The 16,479-nt window shown below is 65.0% G+C and carries 14 protein-coding genes and 1 tRNA gene; 5 read left to right on the forward strand and 10 right to left on the reverse strand.

From position 1 onward, the window contains the following. Nucleotides 1-99: 99 nt before the first annotated feature. From MX571_RS06340 to aceA, 5 genes are all read right to left on the reverse strand, one after another. Nucleotides 100-861, reverse strand: coding sequence for an MBL fold metallo-hydrolase (locus MX571_RS06340; protein ID WP_247414744.1), 762 nt, complete (start codon nucleotides 859-861; stop codon nucleotides 100-102). Between the two features lie 81 nt (nucleotides 862-942). After that, nucleotides 943-1,710 (reverse strand): helix-turn-helix domain-containing protein, encoded by a 768-nt coding sequence (locus MX571_RS06345; RefSeq protein ID WP_247414745.1) that lies wholly within the window; start codon nucleotides 1,708-1,710, stop codon nucleotides 943-945. Nucleotides 1,711-2,351: 641 nt separating this feature from the next. Further along, nucleotides 2,352-3,011, reverse strand: a complete 660-nt coding sequence (locus MX571_RS06350) for a helix-turn-helix domain-containing protein (protein ID WP_247414746.1) — start codon at nucleotides 3,009-3,011, stop codon at nucleotides 2,352-2,354. Between the two features lie 204 nt (nucleotides 3,012-3,215). Then, on the reverse strand, nucleotides 3,216-4,517 hold the full coding sequence (aceB, locus tag MX571_RS06355) for a malate synthase AceB (protein WP_247414747.1): 1,302 nt from the start codon (nucleotides 4,515-4,517) through the stop codon (nucleotides 3,216-3,218). A 70-nt stretch (nucleotides 4,518-4,587) separates the two neighbouring features. Next, on the reverse strand, nucleotides 4,588-5,649 hold the full coding sequence (aceA, locus tag MX571_RS06360) for an isocitrate lyase (RefSeq protein WP_247414748.1): 1,062 nt from the start codon (nucleotides 5,647-5,649) through the stop codon (nucleotides 4,588-4,590). Between the two features lie 224 nt (nucleotides 5,650-5,873). On the opposite strand from aceA, the gene MX571_RS06365 reads away from it, so the two are divergent. The 4 genes from MX571_RS06365 to MX571_RS06380 all read left to right on the forward strand — a co-directional run bounded on the left by MX571_RS06365 (nucleotide 5,874) and on the right by MX571_RS06380 (nucleotide 9,552). After that, complete coding sequence (locus MX571_RS06365; protein WP_247414749.1) at nucleotides 5,874-6,815, forward strand: fructosamine kinase family protein; 942 nt, start codon at nucleotides 5,874-5,876, stop codon at nucleotides 6,813-6,815. Nucleotides 6,816-6,929: 114 nt separating this feature from the next. Next, entirely contained in the window at nucleotides 6,930-7,535 is a 606-nt protein-coding gene (locus MX571_RS06370; protein WP_247414750.1) for a GAP family protein, read from the forward strand. 42 nt (nucleotides 7,536-7,577) lie between these two features. Beyond that, nucleotides 7,578-8,075, forward strand: a complete 498-nt coding sequence (locus MX571_RS06375; RefSeq protein WP_247414751.1) for a DUF7992 family protein — start codon at nucleotides 7,578-7,580, stop codon at nucleotides 8,073-8,075. Nucleotides 8,076-8,478: 403 nt separating this feature from the next. After that, on the forward strand, nucleotides 8,479-9,552 hold the full coding sequence (locus MX571_RS06380; protein ID WP_247414752.1) for a DUF6414 family protein: 1,074 nt from the start codon (nucleotides 8,479-8,481) through the stop codon (nucleotides 9,550-9,552). Between the two features lie 222 nt (nucleotides 9,553-9,774). On the opposite strand, the gene MX571_RS06385 is transcribed toward MX571_RS06380, so the two are convergent. Both MX571_RS06385 and MX571_RS06390 read right to left on the reverse strand, forming a co-directional pair. Continuing rightward, nucleotides 9,775-9,846 (reverse strand) — tRNA-Thr (locus MX571_RS06385). A gap of 48 nt (nucleotides 9,847-9,894) precedes the next feature. Continuing rightward, nucleotides 9,895-10,512: a DUF7114 family protein gene (locus MX571_RS06390; protein ID WP_247414753.1), complete on the reverse strand. Its 618-nt coding sequence runs from the start codon at nucleotides 10,510-10,512 to the stop codon at nucleotides 9,895-9,897. 60 nt (nucleotides 10,513-10,572) lie between these two features. Between MX571_RS06390 and MX571_RS06395 the strand changes: the two genes are divergently transcribed. Next, the gene (locus tag MX571_RS06395) at nucleotides 10,573-11,289 is read left to right on the forward strand and encodes an enoyl-CoA hydratase/isomerase family protein (protein WP_247414754.1); all 717 of its coding nucleotides are present in this window, start codon (nucleotides 10,573-10,575) and stop codon (nucleotides 11,287-11,289) included. A gap of 69 nt (nucleotides 11,290-11,358) precedes the next feature. Here MX571_RS06395 and fdhF read toward each other — a convergent pair whose 3' ends face one another. From fdhF to MX571_RS06410, 3 genes are read right to left on the reverse strand one after another with little or no spacing between them, the layout of a single operon-like run. After that, complete coding sequence (gene fdhF / locus MX571_RS06400) at nucleotides 11,359-13,857, reverse strand: formate dehydrogenase subunit alpha (protein WP_247414755.1); 2,499 nt, start codon at nucleotides 13,855-13,857, stop codon at nucleotides 11,359-11,361. After that, nucleotides 13,850-14,800, reverse strand: coding sequence for a 2Fe-2S iron-sulfur cluster-binding protein (locus tag MX571_RS06405; RefSeq protein ID WP_247414756.1), 951 nt, complete (start codon nucleotides 14,798-14,800; stop codon nucleotides 13,850-13,852). Before MX571_RS06405 ends, fdhF begins: the two co-directional genes overlap by 8 nt. Beyond that, entirely contained in the window at nucleotides 14,797-16,404 is a 1,608-nt protein-coding gene (locus tag MX571_RS06410; protein WP_247414757.1) for an NADH-ubiquinone oxidoreductase-F iron-sulfur binding region domain-containing protein, read from the reverse strand. Before MX571_RS06410 ends, MX571_RS06405 begins: the two co-directional genes overlap by 4 nt. Nucleotides 16,405-16,479: the final 75 nt, after the last annotated feature.

A 16,479-nucleotide genomic window follows, 5' to 3' on the forward strand; every position in this document is an offset into this window, starting at 1 on the left:
GTGGGTCTATCGCCAATGCTTCGACGAAAACGAGCACACTCAGCCAGTGAACGACCAGTCTAACGGAAGGATTCGCCGTACGACAGGTTGTGTCGCCGGTTACAGCGTGACTTCTTCTCCGTCCTCGGGTACAACAACGTCCTGCGTTCCCGAGCGCAGTTCCCCCCGAGAGAGCAGACAGTGGTTGATTGCTTCCATGTGAACGACGGCGATTGCCGCGTCAGTAGCGTCGCGGACAGCGTTGACGTCGTCGACGCCCATCGTGATTGGCTCGCCCTGCTCGAACTGCGCTTCGCCACCGTTGAGGACGACCATGTCGGGGTCGAATCGGTCGAGCGTCTCTTCGACCGGGTCGTACCAGATGGTGTCCCCGGCGACGTACAGCGTATTCTCGGCCTCGAAGACGAACCCGGAGACAGGTCCCATCCCTTCGGCGAGCTCGCCGTGGCCGTGCTGGCCTGGGGTCCGGTGGATGGTGATACCATCGAACGTCGCTTCGTTGTCGACCGGCCGGACGTCAGTGAAGCCGTCGTCAGTGAACTCGTCCGCTTCCTCCGGCTGACAGAACAGCGGCACGTCCGTGTCGAGTTCCTCGATGGCCGCCTCGTCCCAGTGGTCGGGATGACGATGGGTGACAACGACGGCGTCGTAGTCGAGATCGACATCCGGTAGCGGAACGAGTGGGTTCCGTTTCTGGTTCGCCGTCGTGAGGAACTCGGGCACCCCAGGGCTCTCCGTCACGGTCGGCATCTCGCCCTGTGGTGTGAACATCGGGTCGACGAGGAACGTCGTCTCGTCGATGGTCGCGAGGACGGTGGCGTTCCGCACGAGTTGCGCGCTGATATCGGATTCAGTTGCCATACACGAGCTCTTTCAGGAGACGATGGGTTGGGACTTCCTTTGGAATATTTCGAAAAGCGCGTACCACACCAGAGGGGCCGTTTACCGAACGAATTCGATATCTTCGAGGTCGAGTTCGGCATCAACGTCGACACTGACCGAATCGGCGGCAAACTGGTGTGCTAACCACGCTTCGGCACGATTCAGACGGTACTGGAGCGTCGAACTCGATACGTCGATCTCGGCCGCGATCTCAGTGACCGGCTGCTGTCGCGGAACGTCGTAGTACCCGTGCTCGATGGCAGCTTCGAGCGCTGCCTTCTGCTCGGGTGTGAGGCTTCGTTGGACGCGTCCATCTTCGCGGAGACACGGCGGTGTTCCGAGACGCTCGACGGTGAGTGAGAGTCCATCTCGAAGGTTCTCGCGGACTTCGTCGTGGAGTTCGGAGACTGTATCATCAACGAGCAGATGCCATCGGAACTGGTTCGCACGGCGTTCCGTACGCATAATCAGCCCGTCGCCGACCCGTTCCGCCGCGACGAGGGGAATCGACCGTGCCTCGTCGCCTTCGCTGCGGAGCGAGTAGATTTTCCGTGATTCCGGGTTCGACGAAAGCGTCTCGTACGTCCAGTCGGTGACTGGTGCACCACACATCCCAGTCGCGTTCGGGTCGTTCGTTACACGTTCAAGCCGCTTATCGAACTCATTGAGGGCCTCGGACGGTCCGACGACCTTGTCGATTCCCCACACCGACCCGTCGGTCGCGTTTACTTCCATCGAGCGGGCGTACAAATCAGGGTGCTCGATGAAGAGGTCCATCACCTCGTCAGCGCCCCGCTCGTATTCGACGGTGAAGACGAACTCGCGCATGGTACTGCACGTTCTCGCTCACCTCGGTTAATCCTGGTTGAGAGGTGGATGGTTTTCCGTGAGACGATTGGAGTAGAACTCACAGACGAAGTTCTCGGCAACTCAATGGGAGGAAGACTTTCCGATGGCTCGCGCCGCGTGCACCGTGACTGTGACCTACGTTATGGACCGACAATTGACATATCTGGGACACGCATCGCTCAACCCATCCGAGAGACTCAGAGCGTGAGTGTTGCTGTTGGGCATCGCCCTTGTTACCCAAGCACACGGTTAATATGTTCGTCTCACTTTGATGAATTGAAGGCCGTACGACAGCACGAATTCGGGCTGTCAGAGGCACACGAAGGCTGTCGCGTGGCTTGACCCACTCGCCCGGTGCGTGCCGGGAACCGCTTCCACCTTCACTGTCGTCCCCACGCAGTTCCGAGCGGTCTGAGTGAGCCAGTTTATACTCGGGGATGTTGAGAGTTAGAAACGTTCCTTGGTGTATCAAGTCGAAGAAACGTCCGATACTCATAATAAAGGTTGTAGCTCTCCATTTCGAACTAGTATTGGTCATAGCCTGTGTCGCCCATTCACCTCGGATTGCACTAGCGTCAGAACGGTCGGTGTGGACTTGGTGGTGGCTTGCTCGAAGCGGACTACTGCCGGTCCTCATCGGGGAGCATGAATGCGTTCGTGGCGAGCGTCCGAATGGCGCGACGAAGTCGCTCTGTGACGGCCTGGTCGGAGATATCCAATTGGTCTGCGAGGGCTTGGGTCGACACCTCCCGCGGTATCGAGTAGTAGCCCTCCTTCACAGCCTGAACCAGGGTTTCACGTTGGAGAGCGGTCAAGCCAAATTGTGCAGTAGAGCCGAGACCGGGATTGCTGGCGACATCCAGTAATTCGACCCGCATATCTACCTCTTCACACCGGTGGGCGAGTGCCGAGAGGCCATCGTGAGAACGGAGACGAAGTTCAAACTGCCAGCGTCGCCCGGTTCCAGATGCCGTGAGAACGCTTGCGTCCGACCTTCGTAGGATATCGAGGAAGCCATCCCTGGTACTCTCCCAATCGAGCGCATACAGCGTCTCTTTAGTCGTCGCCTCGATGGCAACAAACCGCTCGACGGATGGATGTGCTACGACTGCCTCCTGGTAGGACTCCTGATTACGACTCTGGACCTCAACGAACGGGACCAGAGACGCTTCGATTGGGACCACGGTTTGAAGGGAAATGATTGCTGGTGATTCGACGGAAAGAATTCGCCCTAGCTCGAACTCTTCCGAGCGAAGAGAGAGCCGTACCCGCACGGTCATAGAAGATGTGGTGCGCATTCCATTTCAATAAAATCTGTTGCCGTCTGCTTCTTTTCACACCAAGCAGAGAGGCCACATTGGCTGACTTCGAGCGCTCCTGAGACGCCTCTGAGCGATGCACACGCGGCACAAGTCTATCAGCTGAGTCACTATGGAGACGACTGAAAGAAAGCCGCAGCGACTGGAAAAATCGGAGCCGGTCGTCTACTGCCCGACGCTCATCGCCCGGTCGACGACGTCCTCGCTGTAGAGGTCGGCGAGGTCCTCGTGCTGGTCCGGACGGTTCTCGTAGACGTCCTGGAACAGTTTGATGGGGGTCATCGCGGCCTGGTAGGTGGCCTCGTCCCACATCCGGTCGTTGCTGACGTCGATCTCGACGCCGTCGATACGGAGCGTCGCGGACTGCTCCATCGCGATTGCGCCGGTGCCACCCTCGCGAGCGGCCTCGAACTCCTCCATCGAGTCGACGATGTCGTCCATGCTCGGGACGTACTCGGTCAGGTCGAGGAGTTCCTCTCGGAGTTCGTCCTCGTCGAGCGTCTGCTCGTCGCCGCCGACGGAGAGGGTGTAGCTCCCGCCGTCCTCCTCGAGGGAGACGCGATCGCCGTCGTACACCTGCACGCCGTCCTCGTCGGTGAGTTCGACCTGTTGAGTACCGGTGTCGAGCAGCCAGCTACCGGTCTGGGGCGGCAGCGGCGACTTGTTCGCCTCGACGACCTGGCCGGGGGTGAGCGACCAGATGCCGAGCATCCCCTTCGCCTGGTTGTCGGTCATGCGCTCGCGGTAGCCCTCGACGTCGCGGATGTCGTCGTACGGGCCGTCGACGGCGATGAGACCGGCGGCGCTGGCACCGCGCGAGGTGTTGTGACGCAGTTCCGGCCACTCCGGGAGCGCGCCCGTCGGCGTGATGGCGCGCATGTCCTTCGTGTAGTCGACCTCGCCGTCGACCAGCAGGAACAGGCGTTCGAGGTTGTTCGTTGGCTTGCCCATCTCCTCGCGGAGCGTGCCCATCGCGAGTTCGGCCTGGCCGCTCTCGATGATGACGGACATCTTCAGGCTCCCCTCGTCGAGACCGTACTCGTTCTCGACGATGGTGAAGAACTCGTCGGCCTTCTTCCAGTCGTCGATGTCGCCGACCTCAGGAATGACGAAGCCGTCGATGTGCTCGATGGCTCCCTTCTCCGGGTCCGCTATCTGGAGCAGGTGCTGGAGACACTGGTAGCGGGTCGCGGGGCTGTCCCGGTGCCAGACGATGCGCGGGTGGATCTCGCCGGGGAAGTCCGCGCCGTTCTCGGCGACGACCTCGACGATGTTGTCCGCGCCCTCGTCTCGCATCGAGGGGGCCGTCGCGTCCTCGTTGTCGGGCACCCAGACGTCCGGGGCCTGCATCCCGCGCAGGCCGGACGCGCTGCGAATCATCTTCGCGGAGTCCTCCTCGCCCTGCACCGCCGTCGGCGAGGTGAAGAACGTCCGGACGAACTCTCTGTCGTGTTTGCGCTCAGCCATCGTAATCGACTCTGTAGGGAAGTGGAATGAACATTAAAGTAGGGGCAGTATTGGGGCGCTTCCGACGGGTTCAGTCGTCGTCGTTCTCGGAGGTCAGGGGCTCGGAGCGGTCCTCGCTGAACCCGGCCGAGTCCTCCATCCGCTGGCTGGCCTCGGGGTCGAACTCCGCCTCGATGTCCTGGTAGCGCGGGACGAACGAGAGCTGGTGGTGGCTCTCGGTCTCGTGGCCCAGGTAGCGCTGTTCGAGGTCCATCTGGCCCTGTTCGGCGTTCTCGGCGAGGTTCTTCATGTCCTCGTAGGCGGCGTGTGCGCCCGAGTGCAGGGCGAACAGGGTGATGAAGATGTACTTGTAGCCGAGGTCGCCCAGTTCCGAGAACGTGAGCGGGTCCTCCTCCTCGCTCCAGGCGAAACTGGAGGAGTAGTTGAACGCGAGGTCGACGTCCGGGTGGGTCTCGTGGAGCGTCTCGGCGTACTCGACGGCGTCCTCGCGGGACGGGTCGGGCATCTCGGGCCAGACCAGGTCGACGCCGGCGTCGGCGTAGATGCGACCGCGTTCGAGGTGCTCGTCCCAGTCGCCGTTCGAGGAGCCGTAGGCGTCCGTCCGGGCGATGATGACCGTGTCCTCGCTCTGCTTGGCGTCGACGGCCGCGGAGAACCGGGCCTCGGCCTTCTCGCGGGAGACGATCTGCTTGCCCGCGATGTGGCCACAGCGCTTGGGCGACGTCTGGTCCTCGATGTGGATGGCACCGACGCCGGCCTTCTCGTACTCGCGGACGGCGCGCTGGACGTTGTGGATGCCACCGTAGCCGGTGTCACAGTCGGCGACGACGGGGAGGCTGGTCGCCTCGACGATGCGCTTGGCGTTCTCGACCATCTCGGTCATCGTCACCATCTCCAGGTCGGGGAACCCGAACTGGCCCAGCACCGTCGAGTAGCCGCTCATGTAGACGGCGTCGTGTCCGGCCATCTCCGCCAGACGGGCGTCCAGCGCGTGGTAGAGGCCGGGGGCGAACACGTACGGTTCGCCGTCCAGCAGTTCTCGGAACTCTCGCCCCGCCGGGTTGTCGACGTCCCGGATGTTCGTCTCAGTGCTCCGCACTCGACTCGCGACCTTGTCCTGTGAATCCTTCATGGTTCGGTTGGCACGCGGCCGCTCCGCGTGTCGTACCCCGTACTCCCAGAAGCCGAGTAAAAACTGTTATGATTGATAATGATAATAGTCTTCAATGCCCTTTTCCTACCTAGTATGGGACTAGTCCGCACCTGCGTTCGACTACCGTGTTCGCCGATAGCACGGCTCAGTCTCCTCCGACCGAAACTGTTGGGCGACTCCGGCGCGAACCTCCCGATAACCGGATGGCCGACGACCCAGAGGACCCCGAGGGGGCCGACGAGGACGGACACGACTCCTCGGAGGCCGTCCCCACCGGGTTCCCCGACCGGCGAGCGTGGCGCGGCCGTATCGAGTCCGTCCTCGGGGGCCGCGTCGTCGCCAGCGAACGGCTGGAGGGTGGCGTCACCGGCCGAGCGGAGCGTGTCGACCTCGCCGACGGTCGTCGCGTCGTCGCCAAGACCGCGCCCACCCCGCTCACCGTCGAGGCCCGGATGCTCCGCTACCTCGCCGAACACTCCTCGCTCCCCGTTCCCGACGTGCTCCACGCCAGCGACGACCTGCTGCTCCTCCCGTTCGTCGCGGGGTCGGGGTCGGTCACCTCCGCCGTCGAACGCGACCTCGCCGACCACCTCGCGGCGCTCCACGACGTGACCGCGAACCGGTTCGGCTTCCCGTTCGACACCACCGCCGGACCGCTGCCGAAGCCGAACCCGTGGACCGACTCGTGGCCCGCGTTCGTCCGCGACCACCGACTGCGGTACTACGCCGCCCTCGCCACCTCGGAGGTGGGGTTCTCGGACGACCTGCTCCGCCGCATCTGGCGACTCGGCGACCGACTGCCCGACCTGCTGGACGCCCCCGACGCCCCCGCACTGCTCCACGGCGACGTCTGGTACGAGAACCTCGTCGTGGCCGGCGACCGGGTGGCGGCGTTCGTCGACCCGGCGTGTTACTACGGCCACCCCGAGGCCGAGGTGACGTACGTGCTGTGGACCGAGACGGCCGGAGACGCGTTCCTGGAGCGGTACCGCGACCGGGCGACCCTCGCGCCGGGGTTCGAGGAGCGCCAGGCGGTCTACGAGGTGGTGTTCTACTGCCAGCAGGCGTGGTGGTTCGCGGACGTTGGCCGACGCGACGAACTGGTCGCGGCAGTTCGGGAACGACTCGACCGACTGGGCGTCTGAGGAGCACCACCAGCACAATCGTCAACTTATTGACTGTTCGAGGCCTACCTTTCGGGACCGTATGTGGGGGTACGACCAGCGAGTACGGAGCCGTCACCGTCCGGAGTGGCGTCGATGAGTTTCGCGACCATCCTCCCGCTGGCCATCGTGATGGTAGCCGGGCCGCAGCTACTCAGCGCCGTCTTCCTGGCGACGAGCGAACGGTGGCGGCGCAACTCGTTCGCGTACGTCCTCGGCGCGGCGCTCTCCATCAGCGCTATCGTCGCCATCGCGTACTATCTGGGCGGGACCGGAGCGCGCGAGACGAACTCGCGACCGCTCCTCCCGTACGTCGTCGTCGCTCTCCTCCTCGCCGCGATGGTCCACACCTACCTCACCCGCGAGGAGTCCGAACCCCCGAAGTGGATGGGCACGCTCACCAGCGCGAGTCCGTGGTTCTCGTTCCGACTGGGCTTCCTGCTGCTGGGGTTCTTCCCGACGGACATCCTCACCGCCGTCGCCGTCGGGACGACGCTCGCCTCCGAGGACCTCCCGCTCCTCGACGCGTGGGGGTTCGTCGCGCTCACGCTCCTGTTCATCGCGCTCCCGGGGCTGGCGGTGCTGGCACTCGGCGAACGCGCCGAGCGAGCGCTGCCGACCATCCGCGACTGGATGAACGACAACGCCTGGGTCATCAACGAGGTGGTGCTGGCGTTCTTCGTCGTGCTGACGCTCACCTGATGGGACACGCCAGTTAATCTCCTCGCGTCGCGTACTCCGAGTATGAGCCTGGACACCACCCCTACCGACCCGCCCGTGGTCACCGACGGAACCATCGAGGGCGGTGACGACGGCGAACGACGGCAGGAGCTCCAGGCGTTCCTCTCGGACGACGACGCCTGGGGCGAGGGGTTCTACCAGTGGGCCGACGAGACGCCGCTGTCCGACGACGACCCGGCGACCGCTCCGTTCCTGTCGATGGTGGGGTCGCTCGACTTCTACTGGAACCCGGCCAGCGAGCGCGTCGAGTACGAGGCCCCGACGGTGCCCGACGACTGGGAGACTCGGGAAGCGTGTGCGGGCATCGACTCCTGGTCCACCGCCTCGATGGTCGAGGAGGAACTGGACTCGCTTGGGGAGACGGTGGCGAACACGCTCGACGACTACTTCGTCGACTGGGAACCGACCGAGCGCAGGGATTCTACCTACCACGAAATCTTTGGTCGGCAGTTCAACGGCGGTGACGACGACTTCCTGGAGGAGGAGGAGCACGAGGAGTAGGCTGTCCAGTTTGCCTATCAGGTCGTGAGGGGTGCTAATGGTAGGATTTGAATACAGTTGTTGCTGGATTTGACCTCAGGCCCTCGCCCTTCCCAAACCGAACACATAATTAAAATATCACATTATCTTCTTCGGACGGGTAAGTGCGCCCAAGGCTCGCATCCGAGTCTGGGTTCGGATGGATTCAAGCGGTTTGCCTCGCCTGATTTGGGAAATTGCTGGGATTTTTTCCTGAAAGGAGGGAGTGGGAGTGCAAGCAGTCTTCTTGGGACGACCGGCAACAGAGGCGCCGATTTCTTTGATTCTACGGTCTCCAAACGAATTCTCTCGACCCTTCAATCCAGCATTTCACTTTCACTGTTCTTTGGTGTCACTTTTCACCATACATCCGTAACGGTCGGGTATGTTCGGCTCTTCCGAAAATGGCCCTGAAGTCCGCGACTACGTGTATCTCGATGCCGGAAGCCTCGATTCTTGGTACGCCTCAATGTACGGCTGGGTCCCTGAATCCCGGCAGCAACAGGAAGGCCGTGAGTACACTGGCGAAGGTGGTGTCGGCGGCACAGCTGAGGCCGCAATCCCGTTGCTTGATTGGCTCGGAAAGCTCGGAATCGACGGAAACCTTGGTGGCAGTATCACTGGCCAGAGAATGACCGAAACCGCGGATCGCGTCATTGACCAGGGCCTTCACACACAACTCCGGGAAGAGTTAGATAGCGAGGACATGATCAAGCCAATCACGTCTGACGTGGAGCCCGGTGATGTCGTGGAGGTGACGGGAGAGGGGACGACCGATCCATTATATCGTCTCATTTTGGCGCTTCAGCGACTTATTGCAGTCGATGACTTGAAAACGATATCAAACCGTCTCGAAGAGCTTCAGCCTGAGGATAACACGGAGGACGGTCCTCGTGATGGATTTCGGCCAGGAACGAAAGACCCGTTCGGTGAGGCTGCCGCAGACAATAGCGGCGGCCTCTTCGGTGGTGGTGGGAACTGGTTGGAACAGATGGCCGACCTAGGGCAGGGTACTGGGAACGAATTCATGCAATCTCGGAGTGACGCGATTGGGGAGGAACTCCAGCAAGCGCTAAACGTTATCTATGGGGACGATATCTGCTTGATGCTGAACGTTGACGAAGAGGAAAATGAGAACACGGATGGCACCTATCCGCAATGCGGAATGCTGCTGTCTGAGGACAACCTACGGACGGAACCTCGAGAATTCCTCTCTGAGAAAAAGTACACGGTACTTGGTCGGGTCGTAGAGACAAACAAGGATGGGAGCTGGAATTATGCAGAACTGCTCCGTGTCGCAGAGACGGTTCTCGACGATGATGATATAGATGAACTCCGCGAGACGTTTGAGGAGAGTATGGAAGACATGAACAGCTCAGAGGACGTTTCTGTGGATTCAGGGGCATTTACGACCGATGATTCGGTCGTGGTAATCAAGCCAGTCGCAGTTTACTGGTAGGCAAGGCGCGAACACGCGAATATATCAAAATCACTGCGCTAAGGGTATTGAAACCCGATAACCAGTATAACACATCTAAGCCGGGATTTGAACACGCCGAGACGGTCCTGCTCGCTCGTTTCACTCGCTGCGCGGGCTGCGACTCGTCTGCTCAAATCCCGTGTTCGGCTTCTCGCTCACCCGTCACTCCTCGCTGTCGCTCGTCGTGAGGGGTTCGGAAGAAGCCTAGGCCGGGATTTGAACCCGGGCTCTCGTCCTTACCAAGGACGCGCTTTACCGCTAAGCTACCCAGGCGCCGTGCGCGTTTCGTAGATGCCCCGACGCGACTTTAGTGGTTTCGATTCACGGGTCGGCGAACGCGCCGGTATCACGGGACACGCGCTCGGTCAGGTCGTGGTCGTCGAGGGCCGCCACGGCGGGGAACGGCGCGTCGAGCGTGCTCGCCAGGTCGGTGGCCATCGACCGCAGGTCGGCGGTCGGTTCGCCACCACCGGCCGTCACTCCGGCGACGACGGCGAGTTCGAGGACGTCGGCTTCGAGCGTCGTCTCCTCCTCCCCCCGAACGCGTCGTTCGGTCTCGTCGCGGCCGAACGCGCGGACGACGGCGACGGCGGCCTCGGCGGCCTCCGTGCACGCGAGGACGTAGAACCCGCGAGCGACCAGCGCGTTCGCGGCGAGGACGTGCATGTCGCCGCTGTCGCGGTCGCCCGACAGCCACGGCTCGTCGTCGGCCAGCGAGCGGGTGAGGCGGAGGCCCTCGTAGATCAACTGGACGCCGGCGGCGCGTTCGTAGAGCGCGTCGCCCTCGACGCCGTGGGTGCGGGCGACGAGCGTCGTCACCACGCCGGGGACCATCGAGCCGTCGTCGATGAACGAGCGCAGGTCGTCGCGGAGCCGTGCCGGCTCGATGTCGTCGACCGACGCGCGCGCGGTCCGACGGACTGCGGCGGCGTCCTCCATCGCCACGAGCTAGCCGCGGTACACGCAAAGACCTTTGGAAACCGCGGCCCAGCGACGCTCGTGCTCCGAATCGACGACGCCGACGGCGTCCGGACGGTGACCCTCGACCGCCCCGAGCGACGCAACGCGCTCCCCCCCGACCTGCTCGACGCGCTCGAAGACGCCGTCGCCGACCCGCCCGAACCCGTCGTTCACCTGCGGGGTGCGGGCGACGCCTTCTGTGCGGGCGCGGACCTCGACGCCGTCTCTGACGTCGCCGTCGCGGTCGCCGACGGGGGCGACACCGACGCGGCGGCCGCCTTCGCCGAGCAGGGCCAGCGCGTCGCCCGGACCATCGCGGACTCGTCGGCCGTCGTGCTCGCCGGTGTCGACGGCGCGGCCCGTGGCGGTGGCGTCGAACTCGCGCTGGCGTGCGACCTCCGGGTCGCCACCGACGACGCGACGTTCGCCGAGACGGGCGTCACCTTCGGGCTGCTCGGCGCGTGGGGCGGCACCCTCCGCCTCCCGCGCATCGTCGGCGAGGGCAACGCGATGGACCTCGCGCTCTCCGGGCGCTCCATCGACGCCGAGGCGGCGCTCCGGATGGGGCTCGTCTCGCGCGTCGTCGAACGACCCGCGATGGTCGCCCGCGACCTGGCGGCGAACGACCACGCCGCCCTCGCCGAACTGAAACCGCTCATGCGCGACCGGGGAGCGGACGCCGACCGCGAAGAACGGGAGACGAGCGCGTTCGCCACGCTCGTCGAGCGGAACGCCGAGGCGCTCAGGCGGGACTGACGCGACGGGCGCGCTCCGAGCGTAGGGAGAGGGGTGGCGACCGAGGACTTCCACGTCGCTCGGTCGTCCTCAGTCGTCGGACTCGACGTCCTCGTGGCCGGTGCCGGGTCTCTCCGGCGACTCGGACGCACCCGGCGTCGGCGGCAGGTCCTCGATGTCCTCTGCGGCCGCGACGCCGCCCGCGAGGTCCGACTGGTCGTCCGCCGGGCGGACACTGACGGGCGTGTGCTTGTACTCCGGAGCGTGCGCGTCGGGGTCGAGCGCCTCCTCGTCGGTCAGGAGGTTGACCGCCGACTCCTCGAAGTGCATCGGGATGAAGACGGTGCCAGGCCCCGGCCGTTCGGTGACCTGCGCGATGACGCGAATCGAGCCGTGTGGCGACGTGACGACGACGTACTCGTCGTCCGCGACGCCGAGCTCCTCGGCCGTCTCCGGGTGTATCTCGATGAAGTTCTCACCGCTGATGGCCATGATGCCCTCCTGGCGGTGGGTCATCGTCCCGGTGTGGTACTGGTAGAGCACGCGGCCCGTCGTGAGCGCGAGCGGGAACTCCTCGTCGACCTCGCGGGAGGGGCCGCGGACGTCCGGGGCGCGCATGTGGGCCAGGCCGTCGTCGGTCTCGAACTCGTCGAGGTACATCGTCCCGGTTCCGGGGTGGTCCTCGTCGTAGCAGGGCCAGCAGAGGCCGCCCTCCTCCTCCAGTCGGTCGTGGCTGATGCCGCCGTAGATGGGTGTCAGGTCGGCGACCTCGTCCATGATGTCCGCGGCGGTCTCGTAGCCCCAGTCGTTGCCGAACCGCTTCGACAGCTCCTGGACGATCTGCCAGTCCTGCTTGCTGTTGCCCTTCGGGTCGATGGCCTGCTTGACCAGTTGCACGCGCCGGGTCGAGGCGGTGAACGTCCCGTTCGACTCGGCGGCCGTCGTCGCCGGCAGGACGACGTCGGCGTGCTCTGCGGTCTCGGTCATGAAGATATCCTGGACGGCGAGGAAGTCGAGGTTCGCCAGTATCTCCTCGGCGTGGGCGACGTTCGGTTCGGACAGCGCCGGGTTCTCGCCCATCACGTACATCCCCTTGATGTCGCCGTCGTCGGCGGCGAGGAACTGCTCGGTGATGGTCAGCCCCGGTTCGTCGGGCAGGTCGACGCCGTACGCCTCCTCGAACTTCTCGCGGTTCTCGTCGTCGGTGACCGACTGGTAGCCGGGGAAGTTCGGTGGAATCGGCCCCATGTCGCCGCCGCCGCCCTGCACGTTGTTCTGGCCGCGGAACGGCGAGAGCCCGGAGTGCTCCTTGCCGACGTGGCCGGTGACGAGCGCGAGGTTCGCCATCGCGACGACGTTCTCGGTACCGTGGGCGTGTTCGGTCAGGCCGAGCGTCCAGCAGAAGCAACAGGAGTCGGCCTTGGCGACGGCCTCGGCCGCCTCCTTCAGTTCCTCGGGCGGCGCGCCGGTGACCTCCTCGACGTACTCGGGTGTGAACTTCTGGACGCTCTCCTTGACCTCCTCGAAGCCCGTGGTGCGTTCCTCGATGAACGCCTCGTCGTGGAGGTCCTCCTCGATGACGTGGCGGACCATCCCGTTGATCCACACCGTGTCCTGGCCCGGCTCGACGCGGGTGTAGTGGGACTCCTCGAACTCCGCCATCCGAACCTCGCGCGGGTCGAACACGTAGATGTCCGCCCCGTCGAGGACGTTCTGCTTGATGCGCGTCGCGAGCACCGGGTGGTTCTCGGTCGTGTTCGACCCGGTGATGAGGTAGCAGTCGGTGTTCTCCAGGTCGTCGTGGTCGACGGAGGCCGCCCCGTAGCCGACCATCGAGGAGAGCGCCGACACCGTCGGCGAGTGACAGAGGCGGTTGCAGTTGTCGACGTTGTGCGTCCCGAACGACTGCCGGACGAACTTCTGCATCGCGTAGTTGTCCTCGTTGCCCGCCTTCGACGAGGAGACGAACCCGAGCGCGTCCGCGCCGTGGTCGTCCTCGATGTCCCGCAGGCCGTCGGCGACCCGGTCGAGCGCCTCGTCCCACGTCGCCTCGCGGAACTCGCCGTCCTCCTTGACCAGCGGTTCGGTGAGGCGGTCGTCGCTGTCGACGAAGTCCCAGCCGAACTTCCCCTTGACGCACGTCGAGATGCCGTTGATGGGCGCCTTCTCGGGGTCGGTCGGTCGCGTGCCGAGCACCTTCCCGTCCTTCGTGTACAGGTCGAACCGACAGCCGACCGCACAGTACGTACAGGTCGTATCGGTGACGTCGACCTGCTCCAGTCGGTAGTCGCTGATGGCGTCGGCCATGTCGAACAGCCGGCCCTCGGTGAACGCCTTCGCGGCGGTCCCGGAGACGACGTGTTCGACCCGCTTGAGCGCCTCGTTCCGGACGGCAGAGGTGTCGAGCCCCGGCCCTTTGCCGGCCTCCGCGCCCTTGCTCGTCGGGACGACCGACTCGCTGCGCGACGAGGCCCGCTCCTTCGCCTGCTCCTTGGCGCGTTGCATGAAGCCCGCGACGCCCTTCTTGTACTCGCCCTGGTCGTCGCTCGACTCGCTCTCGCTTCGTCGTCCGGAGCCGTCGTCAGTCATCGGCCTCCTCCTCCCAGACGTGGTCGGTGTGCGCCTCCACGACCGGCGTGTTCTCGGTCTTCTCCTCGCTGAACATGCTGGTCATCCGGCGCGGTCGTTCGGTGAAGTCCTCGCCGACGGTCTCGCCGATGCTGTTGGCCTGGGTGAACCCCGGTACTGGAATGGTCCCCATGTCGACGAGTCCCTCCTCGACGATGGCTCCGGTCGGGCAGACCGTCGCGCAGTGGCCACAGGAGACGCAGGTCGACTCCATCATCTCTTCGGCCCCGTTCTGGAACCCGATGCGGGTGTCCTCGCCGTGGCCCTCCACTCGCAGGACGCCGGCGACCTGCACGTCGTTGCAGGCCTCGACGCAGCGGTTGCAGAGGATACACTTGTTGCGGTCGATCTGGATGAACGGCGAGGAGACGTCGACCGGTTCGTACGTCTCGCGGTCGTGGTTGACGCCGTAGCGCGGGTCCTCCACGTCGGCCTCGATGGAGGCGTCCTGGAGTTCACACCGGCCGTTCTGCCCGCAGGTCGTACACAGCAGGTTGTGGTCCGAGAGCACGAGGTCGAGGTTGACGTCCCGCGCCTCGGTCGCTCCGCCCGAGTCGGTTCGGACGGTCGCGCCGTCCTCGGCGGGGTACGAACAGGACGGGACGAGACCGTCCTCCTCGGTCTCGACCATGCAGGTCCGACACTCGCTGCGCGGACCGATGCGCTCCTCGTGGTCGTACGAGCAGAGCGCCGAGACCTCGGCGTCGGTCTCGACGCGCTCGAGAGCGTCCAGCAGGACGCTGCCCTCGTCGAGCGTCACCGGTTGGCCGTCGACCGTGACCGTCGCCGTCTCCGTGCTCCCGACGTCGGGGTCCGTCGCGGTCCCCGTCGCCAGCGTCTGACCGATCTGTGGCTGGTCGGTCTCGTTGCGTCGCGTGCTCTCCCAGATTGGGTCGGAACTCATGTCTGTGTCACCTTCTGACGTTCGCAGGCCCCCGTCGGACAGCGGCCGTCCGCGTGGGCGCGGAACTCCGGTTCGAACTCGTCCATCGCGGTCAGTACGGGTCGCGGTGCGGTCTGCCCGAACTGACAGATGCTCGTGTCGCCCATCACGCGCAGCAGTTCGCGTAGCTTCTCCGAGCGGTACTCGCCGTCGTAGACGTCGCGCAGTATCTCGACGAGCTGCGTCGACCCCTCGCGGCAGGGGACACACCGGCCGCAGTTCTCGTCCTTGGCGAACTTCGCCCGGTTCCCGGCGAACGACACCATACACTGGTCCTCGCCGAGCAGTTCGACGACGCCGTTCGTGCCGAGACCGGCGGCGATCAGCGCGTTCGCCCGCGCCGGGACGTCCAGCGTCCGACTCAGGCCGCCGAACTGGCCGCCGATGCAGGCGGCCTTCAGGTGGCCGTCGAACTCGACGGCCTCCCGCGCCGTCGAGAGGTCGTCGTCCGTCGACAGTTCGATCGTCGCCGGGGCGTCGACGTCGCTGGCGACCGTGAACAGTCGCGTGCCGGGGTCCGACGACGCCGCGACGGTCGGCTCCGCGTCCGACGCCGCCGCCCGGAGGACCGCGCCGACCTGCACGAGCGTCCGCGGCGTGTGGACGAGCGTCGGCCGACCGTAGAGCCCCTCCTGGCTCGGGTACGGCGGCCGCAAGCGTGCCTCGATGCGGTGGTTGCCCTCCAGCGCCTCGATGGCCATCGTCATCTCGCCCGCCATGTACTCGTCGGGGCCGGCGAGCACCTCGACGGGCGGCAGGTCGTCGAGTTCCTCGGCGAGGGCGGAGGCGGCCGCACTCACCCGGTCTCGCGCCAGCGAGTCGCCCTTCCCCGTGTAGACGACGACGTTCGTCGCGCCGACGGCGTTGGCCGTCGCGAGCGCGGCGTCGAGGACGGAGAAGGGGTCGCTCTCCAGCAGCAGGCGGTCCATGTCGGCGTTCGGGTCCGCCTCGTTCGCGTTGACGACGACCGCCGCGTCGCCCTCGGTGTCACGGGCGGTCGCCCAGTGCTCGGCGACTGGTTCGTCGGTCGTGCCGTCGCCCCGACCGCGACCACGGAGGTTTGCCTCCTGGAGGGCCGCCACCGACTCGTCGTCCTCGTCGACGTCCGGACAGACGTACTCCCCGATGGTCTGCCGGTCGTCCAGGCTCAGGGGTGACGCCCACCCGCACGCACTCAGGACGGTCCGTTCGCCGACCGCTATCGGCGTCTCCTCGGGTATCGGGAGCGCCGTCGTCTCCGGATCGTGCTCCGCGACGGCCAGCGCCTCGTCCGTCGAGAGCGTCCCGTCGTCGAGGTCCTCGACGACCGTCCGGAGCCGGTCGACCGAACAGCGGGAGAAGAATGCGGTCTCGCCGTCGAGCGTGGCCATCACGAGCGGCTCGAGGGTCACCAGCCCCGTCGACCCGACCTCCGCGACGCTCACCTCGTCGGCCTGCTCGCGGGCGGTGTGTAGCAGTTCTCGCGCCTGTGTGTGCTGTCGTCCCCCCGAGGAGACCCTGAGGGCCGGGTTCTCCCCGAGGATTCCCGCATCGTGCATCGTACCACTGTCACGGGGGATGGGCATGGGTTCTCTGCTTGCACATGTCACTCCTTCACATCCCAGCCCCCTGTCGCGGTTTTCCCACCAGCCGCTGACCGT

The organism is Halomarina salina, assembly GCF_023074835.1.
GTDB lineage: Archaea > Halobacteriota > Halobacteria > Halobacteriales > Haloarculaceae > Halomarina > Halomarina salina.

Excerpts from the sequence above, each read along its gene's own strand:
- MX571_RS06340 (WP_247414744.1), bottom strand. The coding sequence starts at position 861 with ATGGCAACTGAATCCGATATCAGCGCGCAACTCGTGCGGAACGCCACC.
- MX571_RS06345 (WP_247414745.1), bottom strand. The coding sequence starts at position 1,710 with ATGCGCGAGTTCGTCTTCACCGTCGAATACGAGCGGGGCGCTGACGAG.
- MX571_RS06350 (WP_247414746.1), bottom strand. The coding sequence starts at position 3,011 with ATGACCGTGCGGGTACGGCTCTCTCTTCGCTCGGAAGAGTTCGAGCTA.
- aceB (WP_247414747.1), bottom strand. The coding sequence starts at position 4,517 with ATGGCTGAGCGCAAACACGACAGAGAGTTCGTCCGGACGTTCTTCACC.
- aceA (WP_247414748.1), bottom strand. The coding sequence starts at position 5,649 with ATGAAGGATTCACAGGACAAGGTCGCGAGTCGAGTGCGGAGCACTGAG.
- MX571_RS06365 (WP_247414749.1), top strand. The coding sequence starts at position 5,874 with ATGGCCGACGACCCAGAGGACCCCGAGGGGGCCGACGAGGACGGACAC.
- MX571_RS06370 (WP_247414750.1), top strand. The coding sequence starts at position 6,930 with ATGAGTTTCGCGACCATCCTCCCGCTGGCCATCGTGATGGTAGCCGGG.
- MX571_RS06375 (WP_247414751.1), top strand. The coding sequence starts at position 7,578 with ATGAGCCTGGACACCACCCCTACCGACCCGCCCGTGGTCACCGACGGA.
- MX571_RS06380 (WP_247414752.1), top strand. The coding sequence starts at position 8,479 with ATGTTCGGCTCTTCCGAAAATGGCCCTGAAGTCCGCGACTACGTGTAT.
- MX571_RS06390 (WP_247414753.1), bottom strand. The coding sequence starts at position 10,512 with ATGGAGGACGCCGCCGCAGTCCGTCGGACCGCGCGCGCGTCGGTCGAC.
- fdhF (WP_247414755.1), bottom strand. The coding sequence starts at position 13,857 with ATGACTGACGACGGCTCCGGACGACGAAGCGAGAGCGAGTCGAGCGAC.
- MX571_RS06405 (WP_247414756.1), bottom strand. The coding sequence starts at position 14,800 with ATGAGTTCCGACCCAATCTGGGAGAGCACGCGACGCAACGAGACCGAC.
- MX571_RS06410 (WP_247414757.1), bottom strand. The coding sequence starts at position 16,404 with ATGCCCATCCCCCGTGACAGTGGTACGATGCACGATGCGGGAATCCTC.